This window comes from Reinekea sp. (assembly GCF_046710285.1).
Lineage (GTDB): Bacteria > Pseudomonadota > Gammaproteobacteria > Pseudomonadales > Natronospirillaceae > Reinekea.
In genome coordinates this window covers 1-19,154 of record NZ_JBKEGY010000042.1, presented here as the reverse complement: position 1 = coordinate 19,154, position 19,154 = coordinate 1, and the positions used below count along the sequence as shown (strand labels likewise).

Below are 19,154 nucleotides of genomic sequence, written 5' to 3'. Positions count from 1 at the left end.
GGCTTGCCGTTTCAAGGAGCGCGAATTCTACAGCGTTTCTCCTGACTGTCAACTCTTTATCGGAACTTTTTTCGTTAAGAATCAATTCCTTACTGAGCCAACCGCTACTTCGTTGAGGCCATCTATCTGATCTCTTCCCGATGCAGCGGAGGCGCATTATAGGGAGGTTTTCAGCTCAGTCAACCAAAGAAAGGAATTATTTAACAACTTTCAGTGAAGGCCGCTTATTTTCGGCCCCTGGAGGCGACTTAGGTTCATCCGGATCTGAAGGCGGTTCGACCTCAAAACCCATCCCCTGCCCATTCTCTTTCGCGAAAACTGCAACAACCGCATCGACCGGGCCCATAATTTGCGTAGGAACACCTCCAAAACGTGCCGTAAAGGAAATCACCTCATTGCCTAGCTCCAACTCTTTAACTGCTGTTGGACTAATGTTTAAGGTGATCTGCCCATCACGGACGAAATCTTGAGGAACTTCAACTCCTGGGTAGCCAGCTAACAAGACCAGATAAGGGGTGCAATCGTTATCTAATATCCATTCATGCACACCACGAATCATATAGGGCTTATTTGATGTCATGTCACTCATTAGTCACGCATCTCTTGCTCTACTTCAGAAAGGCTAATTTGGAACGATTCACGCTCAAACACTCGCTCCATATAAGCTAAAACATCTTTAGCAGGCTTTTCGGGAAGATCAATACCCAACGAAGGTAAACGCCACAATATAGGCGCAACACAGCAATCAACCAGAGTAAATTCTTCACTCATAAAATAAGGCTTATCAGCAAATACAGGAGAAATTGCCAATAGACTTTCACGTAACTCTTTACGCGCCTTAGTCACACTGTCTTTGCTTTTAGCAGCAACAATGGCATCAACGGCTGCGCTCCAATCTCGGTCGATACGCGTAATCATCTGGCGAGACTCGCCCCGTGCCACAGGATACACTGGCAACAATGGCGGGTGAGGGAAGCGCTCATCGAGGTATTCCATCATCACGTGATGCTCATACAACACAAGGTCACGGTCAACTAACGTAGGAAGGCTGTTATACGGGTTTATATCCGTGACTTCCTTTGGAATAGAATCAGGTTCGTGATCTTTAATATCGACCGTTACGCCTTTCTCAGCCAACACAATTCGAACTCTATGACTATATTGACACGCAGGGTCAGAATAAAAAGTCATTGAAGATCGCTTAGCAACAACGCCCATTAGGCACACTCCTAAATTTACTAGATATTAAAAACACGAGAAGCGCAGACAATGCTGCGCTCTTCAGATAGGCCTAAATTCACTAATTTTAGTGTTTTAGATCTTTAAACAACTCACGCTGCAACAAAGTAGCAAATACAAACAGCACAAGAAGGAAAGCTAACACCTTCCAGCCAAGTATTTTTCGCTCTTGTTGATACGGCTCAGCCATGTAATTCAAAAAGTTAACTAAATTATAGACAACTTCGTCATACTCATGGGCATTTAATGAACCTTCTTGCTTGTATGAGCTACAAGCGTCGCTATGTAGAGCATCGCCGGTTAGTGGATCAACTGCATTATGATCGACATGATCAGGCTTAACTGCACATAAACCCTGCAAACCAATTAAGACATGCGGCATGCCGACATCTTTAAATACCGTGTTATTTACACCATAGGGGCGACTGTCATCTTTATAGAAGCCACGCATGTAACTGTATACCCAATCAACACCACGTACGCGCGTTACCATTGTTAAATCTGGCGGCGCCGCGCCGAACCAAGCTTTACCATCTTTTTCAGTCATGGCGAATTTCATCAAATCACCAAACTTTGCATCTTGTGCGAAAGCAATTTGGCTCATCATGATGTCTTCAGGGATTTCCAAGTCTCTAGCGACGCGGTTATATCGAGCAAAACCCAAAGAGTGGCACGCTGCACAATAATCCATATAGGTACGCAAACCTTCTTGCATAGATACCTTATCGGACATATCTGGCTTCATATGATCAAGCTGCACGTTACCACCTGCAGCTAAAGCTGCGGTAGATAGTAGAGAAATCGCGATAGCAGTCAGTATATTTTTAATCATTCTGGCACTCTCTCTGGTACAGGCTTAGTTGTTTCCCACTTCGTATACCAAGGCATCAACAAGAAGAAGGCAAAGTAAATTAAGGTGCCAATTTTTGCCAACAACCCATTGATAGGCGTAACAGGCTGGCCGCCTAAGTAGGTTAGAACCGCAAAGGCAATAGCAAAAATCACAATGGCAAACCGGCTCATCCATCCTTTATAGCGCCAAGACTTAACCGGGCTTCTATCTAACCAAGGCAGGACAAATAGAATGGCAATCGCACCGCCCATGGCCATAAAGCCGCCTAACTTAGCTTCAATAAAGAAAATATTAAAATCAACCGCTCGCAAAATTGAATAGAAAGCACCGTAATACCATGTTGGTGCAATGTGCTCAGGCGTTTTTAGCGCGTTAGCCGGTTCAAAGTTTGGATGCTCTAAGAAGTAACCACCACCTTCAGGGAAGAAGAAGATCACCGCACTAAAGACCATTAAAAACAAGACAACTTGTGGCATTTTACCAACAGTAAAGTAAGGATGGAACGGCACAGCATCTAAAGGTACCCCGCGCTCATCCATGTGTTTCTTGATATCAATACCATCTGGGTTATTTGATCCAGATTCGTGTAGCGCAAGAACATGCAGAACAACAAGAAGAGCCAATACTAATGGCAAAGCAATAACATGTAAGGCAAAGAATCGGTTTAGTGTAATACCTGATATTAAGAAGTCACCACGAATCCACTCTGTAAGGCCATCACCAATAACTGGGATAGCACCAAATAGCGAAATAATAACCTGTGCGCCCCAGAAAGAGGTTTGACCCCAAGGCAATACATAGCCCATGAAACCTTCAGCCATCATCACTAGATAGACAAACATACCGAACACCCAAATTAGCTCGCGAGGCTTTTGGTACGACCCGTAAAGCACGCCGCGGAACATATGCAGGTATACAGTCAAAAAGAAGAAAGACGCCCCTGTTGAGTGCATATAGCGCAGCAACCAACCCATATCTACATCACGCATGATGTATTCAACTGAGTTAAATGCTCCCTCTGCACTTGGTACATAAGACATAGTAAGCCAAATACCGGTTAGGATCTGGTTAACAAAGATAACCATTGCCAATAAGCCGAAGACGTACCAAAAGTTGAAGTTTTTTGGTGCGAAGTATTGCGACATATGCTTTTCATAAGCATTAGATACTGGCAAGCGCTTATCGATCCAACGCATAAAAGCGCTGTTTCGGATACTTACAATTTTAACGTGATCTTTTAAGGAGTTCATGATTATGCCACCTCGCCAATAGTCAGTAACGTGCCTTCGATCTTATGAGGCGGGATGACCATATTTGTTGGCGCAGGTACGCCTGAAAATACGCGTCCAGAAAGGTCAAACTTAGAACCATGACAAGGACAGAAGAAGCCACCCTGCCATTTAGCATCATAGGCTTGCGGCTCTACTTCTGGAGTAAACTTCGGAGAACAACCAAGGTGAGTACATACACCTTCGATAACTAACAGCTCTTCAGATAGGCTACGAGTATCGTTTTGAGCGAAACTAGGCTGCTGCTCAACTTCAGACTCTGGATCGGCTAATCGTGACTTTAATGCTTCACCTTTTAAAGTTTCGATCATTTCTGCTGTTCTACGCACGACAAAAACAGGTTTTCCGCGCCATTCAACAATACGCATCTCGCCTGATTCGATACTTCCGATATCTACAGATACCGGTGCACCAACGGCTTTCGCCTTTTCACTTGGAAACCAAGATTTAACAAACGGTGTGGCTACTCCCACTGCTCCCACAGCACCAACGGCGCCAGTAGCAATGTAGAGGAACCGGCGTCGACCTTTATTTACGCCGTCTTGTGTCATTATTATTATCCTCTAACGAAAGAAATACTTTCTGCATTTACGAAAATGCCCGGAATACTAAAGAAAATCATGGGTTGTGACAAGGAAAGCTTTCGAAAGTCGCACTAAAGTTGAACAGCTGCACACCTGTCTACCCGGGCGTGTCATTTAAATTCAGATGAAAAAAAACCCGGTAAATACCGGGTTTTTGATAAACGTATAAATTAACGCTTTGAGAACTGTGGCTTACGACGTGCTTTACGTAGACCAACTTTCTTACGTTCAACCATACGAGCATCGCGGGTTACGAAACCTGCATCACGTAATGGCTTACGAAGATTCTCATCATACTCGATCAATGCTCGAGTAATGCCGTGACGAATCGCACCGGCTTGACCATTTGAACCACCACCTGCAACAGTGATGTAAAGGTCAAACTTGTCGCTCATTTCAACCAAATCTAGAGGCTGACGAACGATCATGCGAGAAGTTTCACGACCGAAGTATTCTTCGATAGTACGCTTGTTGATGACGATGTCACCTTTACCAGGACGCAAAAATACACGCGCCTTTGACGTCTTACGACGACCAGTACCGTAGTTCTGTTGAGTTGCTGCTGTCATGTTATTCCCCATTAAATCTTAAGTTCTTTGGGCTGTTGGGCTGTATGTGGATGTTCAGTTCCAACATAGACCTTCAGCTTCTTCAACATGGCACGGCCAAGCGGTGTACGTGGAATCATACCTTTTACGGCTAATTCAATTGGGCTCTCGCCTTTATGGGCGACCAGCTTCTCGAAGCTCATTGACTTCAAGCCACCAGGGTAACCAGTATGACGGTAGTACATTTTGTCTTTAACCTTACGGCCTGTGACATGTACCTTCTCCGCGTTTATAACAACGATATAATCGCCAGTATCAACGTGAGGAGTGAACTCCGCTTTATGCTTACCACGAAGACGACGAGCGATTTCAGTCGCTAAACGTCCTAGTGTTTGCCCTTCAGCGTCGATTACGTACCAATCGCGCTTTACTTCAGCTGGTTTTGCTACAAATGTTTTCATTTAACTCCGCCTAGAAAAGTGGGGGGCTCAGGGGAAGTTAATCCAATTTGAGGGCGCGAATCCTACAGAATACAAACGCCCAACGCAAGCCAATTTTGAATTAACTGCGAGAATCAACTTCCTTCAATTTAGTCAGGCCATACCCCAAACCGACTAAACAGCCTAAAAGAGTGACTAACACCCCAATAACGGCACCACTAACTTCAGTGATTTCGCTACTAAAACGGATGTCACCCCAAAAATATGCCAAACTGGTCAAAACAAAGGTAATAAACACCATTGCGACCATATAAAATCCGCGCGCATCATATATAGATATGCGCTGAAGTGCCAGTTTATTATTCATAAACTGAAAGCATAAGGTTGCAGCCCCTGCTGTCATTGCAATTAACACCAATACATACAGAAACATAGCAACCCTCTTAATGCTCTCGTGTTTCACGGAAAATGACATCAGGATGGCGCTCCTGCGTCATTTGAAGGTTCACCATTGTTGGTGCAACATAAGCTAGGTTATTCGATCCATCTAATGCTAGGTTGTCGTAAGCCTTATTTCGAAAGGCCGCCAAGGTAGTCTCATTGGGACATTCAACCCAGCGCGCTGTCGCGACACTAATGGGTTCATACATAGCCTCTACTTTATATTCTGCTTTTAAGCGATGAGCAACTACATCAAACTGAAGGATACCGACTGCACCCACGATTAAGTCGTTATTGCGTAACGGCCGAAATACCTGCACTGCACCCTCTTCAGACAGCTGCATTAAGCCTTTCTGAAGCTGCTTAAGCTTTAATGGGTCTTTAAGTCGAATACGGCGAAACAGCTCTGGTGCAAAGTTTGGAATGCCCGAAAATTTTAAGTCTTCGCCTTGCGTGAAAGTATCGCCGATTTGAATCGTACCATGATTGTGCAAACCAATTATATCACCAGGGTATGCCTCTTCGACGGTCGCACGATCTCCCGCAACGAAGGTCAAGGCGTCTGAGATACGAACATCTTTGCCAACGCGAACATGCCGCATCTTCATGCCTTTTTCATACTTACCAGAAACTATACGCATGAACGCGACTCGATCTCGGTGATTCGGATCCATATTTGCCTGAATTTTGAAGATAAACCCAGTTAACGCTTCTTCTTTAGCTTCAACAACCCTATCGGTGGTTTCACGCGACATAGGCGCAGGCGCCCACTCTATTAACCCGTCCAGAATATGATCTACACCGAAGTTGCCTAATGCGGTACCGAAATACACTGGCGTTAACTGGCCAGCCAAAAACGCTTCTAGATCGAATTTATTTCCAGCTTCGAGTAACTCAACCTGCTCACGCAGCTCTTCTAAGTACCCGCCCAAAGCATCATCTAGCTCAGGGTTGTTTAAGCCTTTGATCACTCGACTGTCTTGGATGGTATGACCCATGCCACTTTGATAGAGCACAACCTCATCTTTAAGGAGGTGATAGATACCTTTAAATTCTTTGCCCATCCCAATAGGCCAAGTAATGGGTGCGCAACTCATTTTCAAGACGCTTTCAACTTCATCCATTAAGTCAAAAGGGTCCCGTGTATCACGATCCAGTTTGTTCATGAACGTAACAATAGGGGTCTCGCGCATGCGCGCGACTTCCATCAACTTGATCGTTCGTGCTTCGACACCTTTTGCCGAGTCGATCACCATCAGGCAAGAATCCACTGCCGTTAATGTACGATAAGTATCTTCAGAGAAGTCTTCGTGACCAGGCGTATCCAATAAATTGACAAGCTTGCCACTGTATGGAAACTGCATAACAGAGGTGGTGATTGAGATACCACGTTCTTTTTCCATTTCCATCCAATCTGACTTTGCATGTTGTCCGGATTTTTTGCCCTTAACGGTACCGGCTTGCTGGATCGCCTGCCCAAACAAAAGTACCTTTTCCGTGATGGTTGTTTTACCAGCATCTGGGTGGGATATGATCGCGAAAGTTCGCCGATTTGCGACTTCGTCAGCAATGGTGGACATGAAGAATCTCTATTAGTTAAAAAATCTGGGCGCGCAGTATAACTGATTGGGTTATTTTTTCGACTACCCGATGTACAATGCCGCTCCTAATTTTACAACTATCTGAAACCATGAGCCAAGAAACCGATAACATTTACGCATCACCTCATCAAAACCTAAGTGACTTTCGTTTCGATGATCAGGTTGCGGCTGTCTTCCCTGATATGATCAAGCGGTCTGTTCCAGGCTATAGTCATATTATTGGCTGCATTGGGATATTGGCGGAACGATACGCTACCAACAATTCCAATATCTACGACCTAGGCAGTTCACTTGGCGCTGCTACGATGTCCATGCGCCATAGAGTTACAGCTCCCGGCGTTATTATGTATGCGGTTGATAATTCAGAAGCGATGTTACAACGCAGCGCTGACTTTCTGGATACGGAGGATTCACCGATACCGGTAAAATCAATCTGTGCCGACATCGCTGAGCTCACAATCAAAAACTGCAGTTTTGCGGTTTTGAACTTCACCTTACAGTTCATACCTCTTGACAAAAGAGCCGAAACTATTCAAAAAATATATGATGGTATGAATCCTGGCGGCGCACTAATTTTATCTGAAAAGCTAACCATGGAAGATCCAGCACTCAACAACTTACTCGTTGACCGCCATCATGATTTTAAACGCGCAAATGGCTATAGCGACCTCGAAATCAGCCAAAAGCGGCAAGCTATTGAACGCGTTTTGCTGCCTGAGACAGCACAAGCCCACATTGACCGATTAACCGAAGCCGGCTTTAGCACCGTAAGCCAATGGTTCCAGTCTTTTAACTTTGCCTCTTTTATAGCGATCAAATGATAGATTTTAAGCCTTTTATTAACCACATTGAAAACACAGCGCTAGAACCTTGGGTGCAACCACTGCAAACCCAGCTTGATGAGCTTTGGCGCAACCTAAATGATGGCAACTTACCCAGACTACTTAAGCACTTAGATGCTCTCCCTGCGCTCGATATAGACACCATTGAGCTAGGTAAAGTCGTAACAGTAAATGGACCGTGCAATACATCTAACCTGCGTGAGCTGTTTAAAAACTTAATTCCTTGGCGCAAAGGACCTTTTAAATTATTCGATGTCACCATTGATTCTGAATGGCAATGCAATATGAAGTGGGACAGGGTTGCCCCTCATATTAGTGACCTTTCCGGCCGCCATATTCTCGATGTTGGTAGCGGCAATGGTTATTACGGCTGGCGTATGAAGCAAGCAGGCGCACGCACAGTTGCAGGAATTGATCCTTCGTGGCTTTCGGTGGTGCAACATTTAGCCATCAATAAATATATCGCAGATCCAAGCCATGTTGTGCTGCCGTTCACATTAGAGGGGATGACCCAAAACTTGGAGCTATTCGATACAGTATTCTCTATGGGTGTGCTGTACCACCGCCGCTCACCGCTGGATCATATCAACGAACTAAAAGGCGCTCTTAGACCCGGTGGCGAACTGGTGCTGGAAACAATCGTCATCCCGGGAGGGGCAAATGAATCTCTAGTTCCAATTGGTCGTTATGCTCGCATGAACAATGTGTGGTTTTTGCCGACCGCCGAGACTCTCGCTAGTTGGTTAGATAAGATGGGTTTTGTGGGTATTAAAATTGTTGATCAAACCGTGACGACTTCGTATGAACAACGCCCCTCAGACTGGAAGCCTGGGCAAAGCCTAGAAGATTATTTAGATCCAACTAACAACAACCTAACAATTGAAGGTCACCCTGCTCCAATTAGAGCAACGCTGATCGCAACCAAGCCAGAGAACCAGAAGCTCAAACGTTACCACTTAGATTGATACCGAAAGTAACGATCATATATCATCTATTGACCCTCCGTCTTAATCGTTTAAGTTAAGTAATATTAAGACTCACCAACATGCCAAAATGTTCTATAAGGTCCCTTGCTTTAACTCTTCTTAAACGATTAAGATGATTAAGTGATCTTTTCACTAAACCGCTTCTGATAGACAACAATAACAAGTAAAGGTATCAAGACTATGAAAACATGGAAAAAAGCCGCCTTAACTGCAGCCATTGTAAGCACAATGACTGGTACCCTCTTTGCAGCCGAAATGGCACCAACTCGCGGCAGTGGTGCTTATAGCTGGGACTCCCTAAATAAATTCGATAAACTAGACTATTCCGGCGTCACCATCACTGTTTCTGGCCCGTGGCTCGCACCTGAAGATGATTATCTTCGTCGTGTATTTCAGCCTTTCGCGGATGCAACTGGCGCAACCATTAAATACAACGGCTCTGATAGTTTCGAACAGCAAATTTTAATTGATGCGCAAGCCGGTACACCACCGAACATTGCCTTTTTCCCACAGCCAGGACTAGCTGCAGATATGGCAGCGCGTGACTACTTAACCCCAGTATCTAACTCAGTAAAACAGCGCGTTTTAGACACATATGCAGCTGGGCAAAGTTGGATTGATTTAGCAACCTATTCGAATAAATCGGGCAAAAAAGACTTCTATGGTGTGTTTTACCGTGCCGATGTGAAGAGTCTGGTTTGGTATTCACCAGACAACTTCGCTGACAACGGCTATGAAGTTCCAGAGTCAATGGAAGCTCTATTAGCGCTGTCAGATAAAATGGTTAAGGACGGCAAAACACCTTGGTGTATTGGTTTAGGTTCGGGTGCAGCCACAGGTTGGCCTGCGACTGACTGGGTAGAAGATATAATGCTTCGCACACAAACGCCTGCCGTTTACGACCAATGGGTAAAAAATGAAATTCCATTTAACGACCCTAAAGTTGTTAACGCGATTGAAACCTTCGGTCTATTTGCTAAAAATGATAAGTATGTCACCGGTGGCGCAGAAGCAGTCGGCACTACAGATTTCCGAGATAGCCCAAAAGACCTATTTTCGGTTCCAGCGAAATGCTTCATGCACCGTCAGGCTAGCTTTATACCTGCTTTCTTCCCAGAAGGTACGGTAGTTGGTGAAGATGCCGATTTCTTCTACTTCCCTGCTTATGAATCTAAGGACTTAGGCAAGCCCGTTTTAGGTGCCGGCACGATTGCAGGCATCACGAAATCGAACAAAGCGACCGACGCGCTACTAGATTATCTATTGACTCCATTAGCGCATGAGCTATGGATGGAAAAAGGTAACTTCCTATCTGCGAACACAACCGTAAATACCGATCTATATGCATCTGAAACTCAACGTGCATTAGGCGATATTCTTCTAAATGCGACTACATTCCGCTTTGATGGTTCAGACTTAATGCCTGGCGCTATTGGTGCGGGTTCTTTCTGGACGGGTATGGTCGACTTTGTCAGTGGCGATAGCGCTCAATCTGTCGCTAACGATATTGAAAAAAGCTGGTCAGAAATCAAGTAATACATCTCTGCTTTGCCGCCTCTTCTGAGGCGGTTTTTTTATAGATTACTTCAAAAGTATAGGGAGTGGGCCTGTGTTACCGCAAATAATTTCAGCACTTACAGCTATTATCCTCGCCATTGGTGGCAGCATACTATTTTATGTTGGCCTCAATATATTTATCGACAAATTCCTCGCTAGCGATGGTTTACCTGCTACGAAACAAATACGCCGCGACCGTTTGCGTGAATCAATTCGGCCGTGGATATTTATAGGACCTGCCCTGCTATTTTTGGCTTTCTTTTTAGTTTATCCGGTTATTCGTTCGCTACAGCTTTCATTTATGGACCGCGAAGGTGAAAATTTCGTGGGCTTTGCAAATTATTTTTGGGCATTTGGCAGTGATGCCTTTCATATTTCTATTCGCAATAACGTTCTTTGGCTTTTAATTGTTCCTACATTAGCAACAGGGTTTGGCTTAGTTATCGCCTATTTAACCGATAACATTTGGTGGGGCAAAATAGCACGAACACTTATATTTTTACCAATGGCAATTTCGTTTGTTGGAGCGTCGATTATCTGGAAGTTTGTTTACGACTTCCGCGGTCCAGAGGCAGATCAAATCGGCCTATTAAACGCACTAATTATGGCCTTTGGCGGCCAGCCAAGAGCCCTAATTTCGATTATACTTTGGAACAACTTTTTCTTAATGGCCATTCTAGTTTGGATTCAAACGGGCTTTGCTATGGTTATTTTAGGCGCAGCTATTCGTGGCGTTCCAGAAGATACAATCGAAGCCTCAACCATGGATGGGGCAAGTCAATTACAGATATTTTTCAAAATTGTCATACCGCAAATTTGGCCGACCATCGTTGTTGTTTGGACCACCATCACCATTCTCGTTTTGAAAGTATTTGATATTGTTTACGCCATGACGAATGGTCAATGGGGAACACAAGTACTGGCAAATTTAATGTACAACGAAATGTTCCGTAACGCGAACTCAGGAACCGCCAGTACCGTAGCCGTTATTTTGATGGTCGCCGTTTTACCGGTGATGATTTATAACATTCGTACCGCCCGCAACAGTGAACAATAGGAGATAGTTATGTCGCTTGAAAGTAATCAATCTACCGTTGCGAAATCTATAAAACACTTAGTTGTATTGGTGCTTGTTATTTTATGGACGCTACCGACTCTCGGCTTATTAGTAAGCTCAGTACGTGATAAAGATCAGCTTTCTAGTACAGGTTGGTGGTCTGCTTTGACAAGCACTGTACAGAATGATGTCTATCGTCTACCAAAAGCTTCAGAGCAACAATTTAATAATGGCCGATATGAGATCCAAGCATCCATATTTGAAGCGAACAAAGCTGGCATTATTAGTAGCTGGGCTCCAAGGGCAGACGAGCTTGGAAAATTTGATGCCGACACCGAAACTGAATTTAACGAGACCTCTAATATCGTTGTAGGTGCCGATGGCAACGTCGTCTGGTTTTCAGACGATGAGTTTACTCACACACGAGGTCCACGACTTTTTTACACCGCTGAAACGCCACCTCGCTTTACTTTTGATAACTATCGCGAGGTATTGCAGTCAGAAGGCATTGGTCGTGCTTTCATAAATACCTTTACCGTTACATTACCGGCTACATTCATTCCCATTCTAATCGCAGCGTTTGCTGCCTATGCGCTAGCTTGGATGGAGTTCAAAGGCCGGCTTGTATTTCTTGCAATGATCATAGGTCTCATTGTCGTGCCGTTACAGATGAGCCTAATCCCGGTATTGCAGGTATTCGCAGTCATTGGAAAAACCTTTGACATACCTTCCAAATCTTACCTCACCGTCTGGTTAGCACATACAGGTTTTGGTTTGCCTTTAGCTATATTTTTATTGCGGAACTATATGGCGAGTTTACCAAGAGATATTATTGAATCTGCCTACATGGACGGTGCCACTCACTTTCAAATATTTATGAAAATGATCTTGCCACTATCAATGCCAGCGCTGGCCTCTTTTGCCATTTTCCAATTTTTATGGACATGGAATGACTTACTTGTTGCCGCGGTATTCTTAGGCCAAGGCGAGGACAAAACAGTTATGACTCAACAATTAATAGAACTGCTCGGTTCGCGCGGTGACAACTGGGAAATACTGACCAGTGGTGCATTTATTTCGATTATTGTACCCATCATTATTTTCCTATCCATGCAACGCTATTTTGTACGTGGCCTCTTAGCTGGATCAGTTAAAGGTGGTTGATCGAACGCTTGGGCGTTTGCCCAAGCTTATTTTTGTTGGAAGCGACGTTTATGTCTCTGTACGATCCTATTAACTATCAAATAGAAACGGCTCTAGTTCGACTAGAGCCTAAGTTGCGCTTATGCGCACCTTCTGCCTGCTCGGAAAAAAAGTGGGAAGATTTCTGGCAGCATTTTAAACATGGCTTTAATCGCTTATATCAATGTTTATCACCACTTTATACTCAGCATTGGGACTTCTACTATCACATAGAAACATGTGCAATAACCGCCGCAAAACATTGGTTTTCCAACCATACCAACCCGAGCACAATCGATGTAAATTGGTTTGAATCCGAAACGTGCATAGGTGCTACAGGCTATGTGGATTTGTTCGCGACTAACATTCTTGGGTTAGAAAATCAGACCAGCTATCTTAAAGAACTGGGTATCACATACCTACATCTAATGCCCATGTTTGATATTCCCAGTGGTGACAGCGATGGCGGTTATGCTATTAAAGATTACGGCAAGCTCAATCCGTCGCTTGGAACAATGGACCAATTACAACAAGTTGCAACTAAATTACGTCAAAATAATATTAAACTCGTTTTAGATTTTGTGTTTAATCACACATCTGACCAACATGATTGGGCAGTGAAGGCAAAACAGGGTAACAAACGGTTCCAAAATTATTTCTGGGTTTTTAATGACCAAAACGAAAAAAAACAATACTCCGAAAACCTACGTGATATTTTTCCAGACAAACGAAAAGGCTGTTTCACTTGGTGCCATGAAATTCAAGCCGACATCTGGACAACGTTTAACAGTTTTCAATGGGATCTAAACTATCAAAACCCTGAAGTATTTACGGCAATGTGCTCAGAAATGCTAAAGCTCGTAAATGCGGGGGCTGAAGTGATTCGATTGGATGCTTTAGCTTTTACTTGGAAAGAGCCTGGCACCAACTGTGAAAATCTACCTAAAGCTCATCAACTTATACAGGCATTCAATGCATTTATGCATATAGCGGCTCCTTCTGTATTGTTAAAATCCGAAGCCATTGTTGCACCAGACCAAGTTGTAGAATACATCTCACCGCATGAATGTCCGCTTTCTTATAACCCTAACTTTATGGCTCTATTATGGGAATCTCTGGCAACCCGACAGACTAAACTGTTAATCGAGGGCACTATGCGTAGAACAGATTTACCCTCGCATACGGCATGGGTAAACTATTTACGTTGCCACGACGATATTGGCTGGGCTTTTGCCGATCAAGATGCGTGGAATGTAGGAATAAATCCGCACGACCATCGAGCATTTTTGAATCAATTTTATACCGGAAAATTTCCTGGTAGCTTTGCCATGGGTGTACCCTTTCAATATAACCCAGACAATGGAGATTGTCGGATCTCAGGCACTCTAGCATCTCTAGTTGGGATTGAGAGCAACGCTGATGCCAATTCAAGCTCTAATGATATTGCGGTTCGCCGGGCCCTTCTGCTACATGGCATAATGTTAGCGTTTAAAGGCATCCCTCTAATTTATCTAGGCGATGAGTTAGCGACAACTAATGACTTTTCTTATTTAGACAATCCTAATCATTCAGATGATAGTCGCTGGGTTCATCGTGTCGCGTTTGATAAGTCTCGTGCCGACAAACGCAATGACACAGAGAGCCTTGAAGGTCGCCTGTATCAGGGCTTACAGCATTTAATTGAAATCCGTACCAAACACCGAGCTTTCGGTATTGGCAGCATAGAAATAGCTCACCCGGTGCATGAACGTCTGTTTGTATTTACTCGCAAGTATGAAGCTGAGTCTATTTTAGTAATTGCTAACGTGTCGGAACATCAATTTGAAATAGACCCAAAGGCACTCGGATTATCAAAGGCTGGCGTCGACTTGATTACAAACACAGCTGTACTAGCAGATGCCAATATAGCTATTACTCCCTACCAGCAACTTTGGATCTCATTAACTCACTAACAGTAGGTTTATTAAAATGACAAATAATATCACCTGGTGGAAAGGCGCGGTTATTTACCAAATCTATCCACGTAGTTTTAAAGACTCTAACAACGATGGCATTGGAGATCTTGCCGGAATCACCAGTAAGCTGGATTACATTGCGAGTCTAAACGTTGATGCCATCTGGCTATCTCCCTTCTTCACCTCGCCAATGAAAGATTTTGGCTATGATGTTTCAGATTATTGTGGTGTCGATCCTCTTTTTGGGACTTTACAAGATTTCAAAGACCTCGTCGTCAAAGCACATCAATTAGGTCTAAAAGTTATTATCGATCAAGTTTATAGTCATACATCAGACCAACACGCATGGTTTAAAGAAAGCCGAGCTGATAAAACCAACCCCAAAGCTAATTGGTATGTTTGGGCCGACCCTAAACCAGATGGTACGCCTCCAAATAACTGGTTATCTTTGTTTGGTGGCTCCGCATGGCAGTGGGATACCCCCCGCCAACAATACTTTTTACACAATTTTTTAACCAGTCAACCAGATCTAAATTTTCATAGTATGGAAGTGCAAGATGCCATTCTGAACGCGGCTAAATTTTGGCTAGAATTGGGTGTCGACGGATTCCGTTTAGACGTAGTCAATATGTATTTTCACGATGAGACATTAGCTGATAATGGCGTTGCAGATAGCCCAGAAAAAATGTTTGTCGGTGTTGACCCGAACAACCCATTTTCTAAACAACACCACGTTCACCAAATGTGTCGAGATGACAATTTAGAATTTTTAAAACGGTTGCGTAACCTCCTCGATTTTTACCCAGGCTCCACAACAGTCGGCGAAATTGGCGCTCCCGATGGCCTGTCTTATATGGCCCAATATACAAGTAATGGTGACAAACTGCACATGGCATATACATTTGAACTGCTGAGTGACAAGTGTGAACCGCTCTACTTAAAAGATAATATGATGAGAATTGCAGATTCGTTAAAGGATGGCTGGCCTTGCTTTGCGCTGAGTAATCATGATGTGGTTCGTAGCGCAACGCGCTGGACACAAGGAAGCAATTATAAAAGTGCTAAAGCCAAAGCAATGTTGGTTTTCCTATTAACGCAGCGTGGCACGCCTTGTATTTATCAAGGGGAAGAATTAGGCCTACCTGAGGCTGATGTACCTTTCGATAAAATTGTTGATCCATTCGGTATTGAGTTTTGGCCAGTATTCAAAGGGCGTGATGGCTGCAGAACACCTATGGCTTGGGAGAACCAAGCCGACCTTGGATTTGGTTCAGAACTAACGCGTCAATGGCTACCCGCGGATCAATCTCACCAATCCCTCGCTGTTTCAGAACAGGAAGTAGATTCGGCCTCCATGCTTCACTTTATAAAAGAGTTTTTAGCATGGCGTAAGAATAATATCGCACTCTTAACGGGCAGCATAAATTGGCTTGACTCTGGTGATCCTGTGTTATTATTTGAACGAGTTGATTCTTCTCAAAAATTGATAGTTGCCATAAACTTTTCAGAGCACAGTGAGCTATGCCCAGATGTTGATGATGGTGCTGCTATCGTTTGGTCGAGCCACGAAGTAAGCTCTACTCTTAAGCCCTATCAATGCACAATTTGGCAAGTCTAATTACTAACATAGAGAAATTTAATGTCGATTAAACCCGTACGAAAAAAACTAACGGTTAAGTCAGTTGCAGAGATCTTAGGCGTTTCGACTGCAACTGTTTCTAATGCGTTTAATCGACCCGATCAACTTTCCTCTGAATTGCGATTAAAGATTTTAGAAGAGTGCACTCGAATTGGTTATCATGGTCCTAATCCGGCGGCTAGAAGCCTTAGAACAGGAGCAACAGGTGTAGTCGGCATTATGCTTGCTGAAAAACTGACCTATAACTTTTCTGATCCCTGCGCCATTGAGTTTTTAGAAGGTGTATCACAAGTTCTTGATGATGCTCGTGTCAATATGTTGTTAATGCCTGGAAGAGAGGAGTTCTATAAAGAAAAATCGCTAGAATCAATTCCAGAACGATACATAATTTATGGCCCACCTAAAGATATGGGGTTGTTAGACCGGATTGAAGGCCAACAAAAACCAATAGTTACCGTTGACTTTAGCCTTACCAATCATCTTGCACTAAATATTGATAATTACGGTGGGGCTAAAGCGGCAGCACAACATGTATTCAATACAACTGACGGCAATGTCGCAGTCATTGGCTTACGTCTTTCAAACAAAACTAATAATGAGCCACTTCAACCTTCTGATCTACTAGATCCTTTTATATCGGTATCTAGGCAACGTTTAGATGCATATTTAGATGCAAGTGTAGAAGCTGGTCGACCTATTTCGTTTAAAAGAATCCGGGATACAAAGAAAAGCTCATGGAGTGAGGGTGTTGCAGCTGCAAGAAGCGCTTTGTCTGAAAACCCTAGACCAACTTCACTGCTTTGCATGTCAGATAAACTTGCGTTAGCGGCACTGTCTGTAGCACGTGAAATGAAAATAGCTGTGCCAGAGCAACTTAGTATCGTGGGTTTTGATGATACGCCTGCCGCTAGAGTTAACCACCCTGCGGTCAGTACAGTCTATCAGCCAAGCTTAGAAAAAGGCAGATTAGCGGCAATGATGGTACTTAACCCGGACCGGTTCGAAAGTAGAGTTCTACCAACCTCGCTACTCATTAGAGAAACAACAAAGAACCTTACTTAAATAGTGCGTAATATAACACGTAAAACCAACTAAATAGTCCGTGAATTATTGCCCAAAGTATAGAGTGATTGGCTGTCCACGACATCGTTATCGCGAGCACTGAGCCGAACGATACGCCATTTCGAACTACTTCATATTGAATTGATCGCATAATTAATCTCCTGTTAGACAATAATTAATATAACAATAACACAAACCAAAATATCTGGGGCAAAAGTCATTTTCTATCAAAGCGAATTTAAAATTGTTTATCCATTAAAATGGCATCGAACGTGCCAAGATTTAATTGGTAATAATTTTTTCGCCTACCAACTTTATCAAAACCTAGTTTTTGATAAAGTCTTATCGCTGAACCATTTCCATCTCGCACTTCTAAAAAAGCCTTTTTAATCTTCATTTCAACAAGGGAGTCGATCCACTCCGTCATACATGAATGTCCAAACCCACCTTCACGAAACTCAGAAAAAATAAAAAGCTGAATTAACTCTGCTTCTGGGAGAATAATTTCTTCAATTAGGAAGCCAACAAAAAGGCCATTCACCAAATATACTTTTAATTTATTTTGATCTGCATAGCGATTGATTACTGAAGCATATAGGCTAGTTTCAGCATCGCGGTCACTTGCCTTTATTATTTGCTCTAATTGAATTTTAGTGGGGAATTGGAACATCATTTAAATGGCGAAGTTTGTATTAGCTGCCACGCTTTGGCTTTTTCGGCGGGGTTATCAAGCATTTTATACAGTGAAGGTAAAACCAAATGAACTTCAGGTTTGTATGTATCTGAACTGGGTGACCACTGCTTTAACTTAGGTAATACGCCACCGAAAGCGATAATCTTATTTACTTTATACTGCTCAGATAAATGGCCAATAAATTCATCAACGTATTCCTGAGCTGAACTAAGACTTTGATCTGCACTTTTGTTTTGAAAAAACGGCCAGTATATAGAGTGGTGATAAGCCAATGGATGATCTTCATTACGAATAGCCCGCAATATGTTCTGCATCAAACGCCAGGCTTGGTCTTGCAATGTTTCATGCTGACTAGTCAGTGAGCTAGCTATAATATAGTTACCAACAACGTAGACCCCCAACCCGAACCGCACATTCTCCCCAGAGCCTTGGTTAGTAGCTGGTTTAGACGCAATAGGCTTAACGACTTGCTCAACAATTGGTGACTGTTCAGCCTGTAGATCAGTTATTGGTGCTGACGTTAGCTCATTATTTGAGGTTTGAGCTGATACTTCTGTAAGCTGCTCAGGCGAAGCCTCTCTTTGATTCTGAATGAGATCCAATGGAGCCAATGCATTAACTAAATGGACACGCGGGTACCAAGGGGTTATACCCATTTCAAATAAATAATCATCTTTAAGATTGGCTTGCGTTGTCAAGGTTTCTGCCTCTATTTCAATACGCCTAGTTTAACAAGATTTAGCAGAAAAGCTGCAAGTTTGAGGGAATATGGTTTAAAGCTTCAGGCTTCGGGCTGTGAGTTTAACTAAGGTGGTTTGTCTTCAGTTTGTGGAAACGGTCCGCAGAGTCGTCGTCAGCCCGTTGAGCGGTCGTTGTTCGCGCATCTTGCGCCGCTTAGCTTCGGCATCCATGCCTCAGATATCCGATCAACGGGCCGACGGCAACTCTGCTTATTTTAGCGGCAAGTTTTTAACTGCAAGTATCAACCCCGAACGCCCTAACTAAATTAGGTTGTAACTTTTTACCGACAGCTTTAATACTCTTCAATCACATTCGCATTAAGCACCGAACTCAGCCGAGGTGGCTGGGGGATTGGCCACGGGTATGTGAGCCATGGATGGCGATCTTAAGCGTACAGGGACGTATTCACCGCGACCGAGGCCGGTCCCTCAGCCACCTCGGCGT

General features: G+C 43.6%; 19 protein-coding genes. 8 read left to right on the top strand and 11 right to left on the bottom strand.

The features are described from left to right. Positions 1 to 196 precede the first annotated feature (196 nt). From ACI882_RS17640 to prfC, 9 genes are all read right to left on the bottom strand, one after another. The gene (locus ACI882_RS17640; protein WP_411745006.1) at positions 197 to 589 is read right to left on the bottom strand and encodes a ClpXP protease specificity-enhancing factor; all 393 of its coding nucleotides are present in this window, start codon (positions 587 to 589) and stop codon (positions 197 to 199) included. Beyond that, positions 589 to 1,218, bottom strand: a complete 630-nt coding sequence (gene sspA / locus ACI882_RS17635) for a stringent starvation protein SspA (RefSeq protein ID WP_411745007.1) — start codon at positions 1,216 to 1,218, stop codon at positions 589 to 591. The genes ACI882_RS17640 and sspA overlap by 1 nt, the downstream gene beginning before the upstream one ends. A gap of 88 nt (positions 1,219 to 1,306) precedes the next feature. Beyond that, on the bottom strand, positions 1,307 to 2,071 hold the full coding sequence (locus ACI882_RS17630) for a cytochrome c1 (RefSeq protein ID WP_411745008.1): 765 nt from the start codon (positions 2,069 to 2,071) through the stop codon (positions 1,307 to 1,309). Beyond that, positions 2,068 to 3,342 (bottom strand): cytochrome b, encoded by a 1,275-nt coding sequence (locus ACI882_RS17625; RefSeq protein ID WP_411745009.1) that lies wholly within the window; start codon positions 3,340 to 3,342, stop codon positions 2,068 to 2,070. Before ACI882_RS17625 ends, ACI882_RS17630 begins: the two co-directional genes overlap by 4 nt. 2 nt (positions 3,343 to 3,344) lie before the next feature. Next, complete coding sequence (petA, locus tag ACI882_RS17620; RefSeq protein WP_411745010.1) at positions 3,345 to 3,932, bottom strand: ubiquinol-cytochrome c reductase iron-sulfur subunit; 588 nt, start codon at positions 3,930 to 3,932, stop codon at positions 3,345 to 3,347. Positions 3,933 to 4,135: 203 nt separating this feature from the next. After that, positions 4,136 to 4,534: a 30S ribosomal protein S9 gene (gene rpsI / locus ACI882_RS17615; protein ID WP_411745011.1), complete on the bottom strand. Its 399-nt coding sequence runs from the start codon at positions 4,532 to 4,534 to the stop codon at positions 4,136 to 4,138. Between the two features lie 11 nt (positions 4,535 to 4,545). Next, positions 4,546 to 4,974, bottom strand: coding sequence for a 50S ribosomal protein L13 (gene rplM, locus ACI882_RS17610; RefSeq protein ID WP_411745012.1), 429 nt, complete (start codon positions 4,972 to 4,974; stop codon positions 4,546 to 4,548). Positions 4,975 to 5,074: 100 nt separating this feature from the next. Next, positions 5,075 to 5,386, bottom strand: coding sequence for a hypothetical protein (locus ACI882_RS17605; protein WP_411745013.1), 312 nt, complete (start codon positions 5,384 to 5,386; stop codon positions 5,075 to 5,077). Between the two features lie 10 nt (positions 5,387 to 5,396). Next, positions 5,397 to 6,974, bottom strand: a complete 1,578-nt coding sequence (prfC, locus tag ACI882_RS17600; RefSeq protein WP_411745014.1) for a peptide chain release factor 3 — start codon at positions 6,972 to 6,974, stop codon at positions 5,397 to 5,399. Between the two features lie 77 nt (positions 6,975 to 7,051). Between prfC and cmoA the strand changes: the two genes are divergently transcribed. From cmoA to ACI882_RS17560, 8 genes are all read left to right on the top strand, one after another. Beyond that, positions 7,052 to 7,816 (top strand): carboxy-S-adenosyl-L-methionine synthase CmoA, encoded by a 765-nt coding sequence (cmoA, locus tag ACI882_RS17595; RefSeq protein WP_411745015.1) that lies wholly within the window; start codon positions 7,052 to 7,054, stop codon positions 7,814 to 7,816. Further along, the gene (gene cmoB, locus ACI882_RS17590) at positions 7,813 to 8,802 is read left to right on the top strand and encodes a tRNA 5-methoxyuridine(34)/uridine 5-oxyacetic acid(34) synthase CmoB (protein ID WP_411745016.1); all 990 of its coding nucleotides are present in this window, start codon (positions 7,813 to 7,815) and stop codon (positions 8,800 to 8,802) included. The genes cmoA and cmoB overlap by 4 nt, the downstream gene beginning before the upstream one ends. A 201-nt stretch (positions 8,803 to 9,003) precedes the next feature. After that, a complete protein-coding gene (locus tag ACI882_RS17585) occupies positions 9,004 to 10,359 on the top strand; it encodes an ABC transporter substrate-binding protein (protein ID WP_411745017.1) in 1,356 nt (451 codons plus the stop codon). Positions 10,360 to 10,432: 73 nt separating this feature from the next. Further along, the gene (locus ACI882_RS17580; RefSeq protein WP_411745018.1) at positions 10,433 to 11,437 is read left to right on the top strand and encodes a carbohydrate ABC transporter permease; all 1,005 of its coding nucleotides are present in this window, start codon (positions 10,433 to 10,435) and stop codon (positions 11,435 to 11,437) included. A 9-nt stretch (positions 11,438 to 11,446) separates the two neighbouring features. Then, positions 11,447 to 12,601, top strand: a complete 1,155-nt coding sequence (locus ACI882_RS17575; protein ID WP_411746687.1) for a carbohydrate ABC transporter permease — start codon at positions 11,447 to 11,449, stop codon at positions 12,599 to 12,601. A 50-nt stretch (positions 12,602 to 12,651) separates the two neighbouring features. Next, positions 12,652 to 14,571 carry an amylosucrase gene (locus ACI882_RS17570; RefSeq protein WP_411745558.1) on the top strand — a complete coding sequence of 640 codons (1,920 nt, stop codon included), beginning with the start codon at positions 12,652 to 12,654 and terminating at the stop codon, positions 14,569 to 14,571. A 16-nt stretch (positions 14,572 to 14,587) separates the two neighbouring features. Then, a complete protein-coding gene (locus ACI882_RS17565) occupies positions 14,588 to 16,192 on the top strand; it encodes an alpha-glucosidase (protein ID WP_411745557.1) in 1,605 nt (534 codons plus the stop codon). Positions 16,193 to 16,213: 21 nt separating this feature from the next. Further along, the gene (locus ACI882_RS17560; protein ID WP_411745556.1) at positions 16,214 to 17,275 is read left to right on the top strand and encodes a LacI family DNA-binding transcriptional regulator; all 1,062 of its coding nucleotides are present in this window, start codon (positions 16,214 to 16,216) and stop codon (positions 17,273 to 17,275) included. A gap of 238 nt (positions 17,276 to 17,513) precedes the next feature. On the opposite strand, the gene ACI882_RS17555 is transcribed toward ACI882_RS17560, so the two are convergent. Next, on the bottom strand, positions 17,514 to 17,948 hold the full coding sequence (locus ACI882_RS17555) for a GNAT family N-acetyltransferase (RefSeq protein WP_411745555.1): 435 nt from the start codon (positions 17,946 to 17,948) through the stop codon (positions 17,514 to 17,516). Further along, positions 17,945 to 18,667 (bottom strand): hypothetical protein, encoded by a 723-nt coding sequence (locus ACI882_RS17550; protein WP_411745554.1) that lies wholly within the window; start codon positions 18,665 to 18,667, stop codon positions 17,945 to 17,947. Before ACI882_RS17550 ends, ACI882_RS17555 begins: the two co-directional genes overlap by 4 nt. Positions 18,668 to 19,154: the final 487 nt, after the last annotated feature.

What these genes read in the sequence shown, in the direction of transcription:
- ACI882_RS17570 (WP_411745558.1), top strand. Translation starts at nt 12,652, where the DNA reads ATGTCTCTGTACGATCCTATTAACTATCAAATAGAAACGGCTCTAGTT.
- ACI882_RS17605 (WP_411745013.1), bottom strand. Translation starts at nt 5,386, where the DNA reads ATGTTTCTGTATGTATTGGTGTTAATTGCAATGACAGCAGGGGCTGCA.
- sspA (WP_411745007.1), bottom strand. Translation starts at nt 1,218, where the DNA reads ATGGGCGTTGTTGCTAAGCGATCTTCAATGACTTTTTATTCTGACCCT.
- ACI882_RS17565 (WP_411745557.1), top strand. Translation starts at nt 14,588, where the DNA reads ATGACAAATAATATCACCTGGTGGAAAGGCGCGGTTATTTACCAAATC.
- ACI882_RS17555 (WP_411745555.1), bottom strand. Translation starts at nt 17,948, where the DNA reads ATGATGTTCCAATTCCCCACTAAAATTCAATTAGAGCAAATAATAAAG.
- petA (WP_411745010.1), bottom strand. Translation starts at nt 3,932, where the DNA reads ATGACACAAGACGGCGTAAATAAAGGTCGACGCCGGTTCCTCTACATT.
- rpsI (WP_411745011.1), bottom strand. Translation starts at nt 4,534, where the DNA reads ATGACAGCAGCAACTCAACAGAACTACGGTACTGGTCGTCGTAAGACG.
- prfC (WP_411745014.1), bottom strand. Translation starts at nt 6,974, where the DNA reads ATGTCCACCATTGCTGACGAAGTCGCAAATCGGCGAACTTTCGCGATC.
- ACI882_RS17625 (WP_411745009.1), bottom strand. Translation starts at nt 3,342, where the DNA reads ATGAACTCCTTAAAAGATCACGTTAAAATTGTAAGTATCCGAAACAGC.
- rplM (WP_411745012.1), bottom strand. Translation starts at nt 4,974, where the DNA reads ATGAAAACATTTGTAGCAAAACCAGCTGAAGTAAAGCGCGATTGGTAC.
- cmoA (WP_411745015.1), top strand. Translation starts at nt 7,052, where the DNA reads ATGCCGCTCCTAATTTTACAACTATCTGAAACCATGAGCCAAGAAACC.
- ACI882_RS17575 (WP_411746687.1), top strand. Translation starts at nt 11,447, where the DNA reads ATGTCGCTTGAAAGTAATCAATCTACCGTTGCGAAATCTATAAAACAC.
- ACI882_RS17630 (WP_411745008.1), bottom strand. Translation starts at nt 2,071, where the DNA reads ATGATTAAAAATATACTGACTGCTATCGCGATTTCTCTACTATCTACC.
- ACI882_RS17640 (WP_411745006.1), bottom strand. Translation starts at nt 589, where the DNA reads ATGAGTGACATGACATCAAATAAGCCCTATATGATTCGTGGTGTGCAT.
- ACI882_RS17560 (WP_411745556.1), top strand. Translation starts at nt 16,214, where the DNA reads ATGTCGATTAAACCCGTACGAAAAAAACTAACGGTTAAGTCAGTTGCA.
- cmoB (WP_411745016.1), top strand. Translation starts at nt 7,813, where the DNA reads ATGATAGATTTTAAGCCTTTTATTAACCACATTGAAAACACAGCGCTA.
- ACI882_RS17585 (WP_411745017.1), top strand. Translation starts at nt 9,004, where the DNA reads ATGAAAACATGGAAAAAAGCCGCCTTAACTGCAGCCATTGTAAGCACA.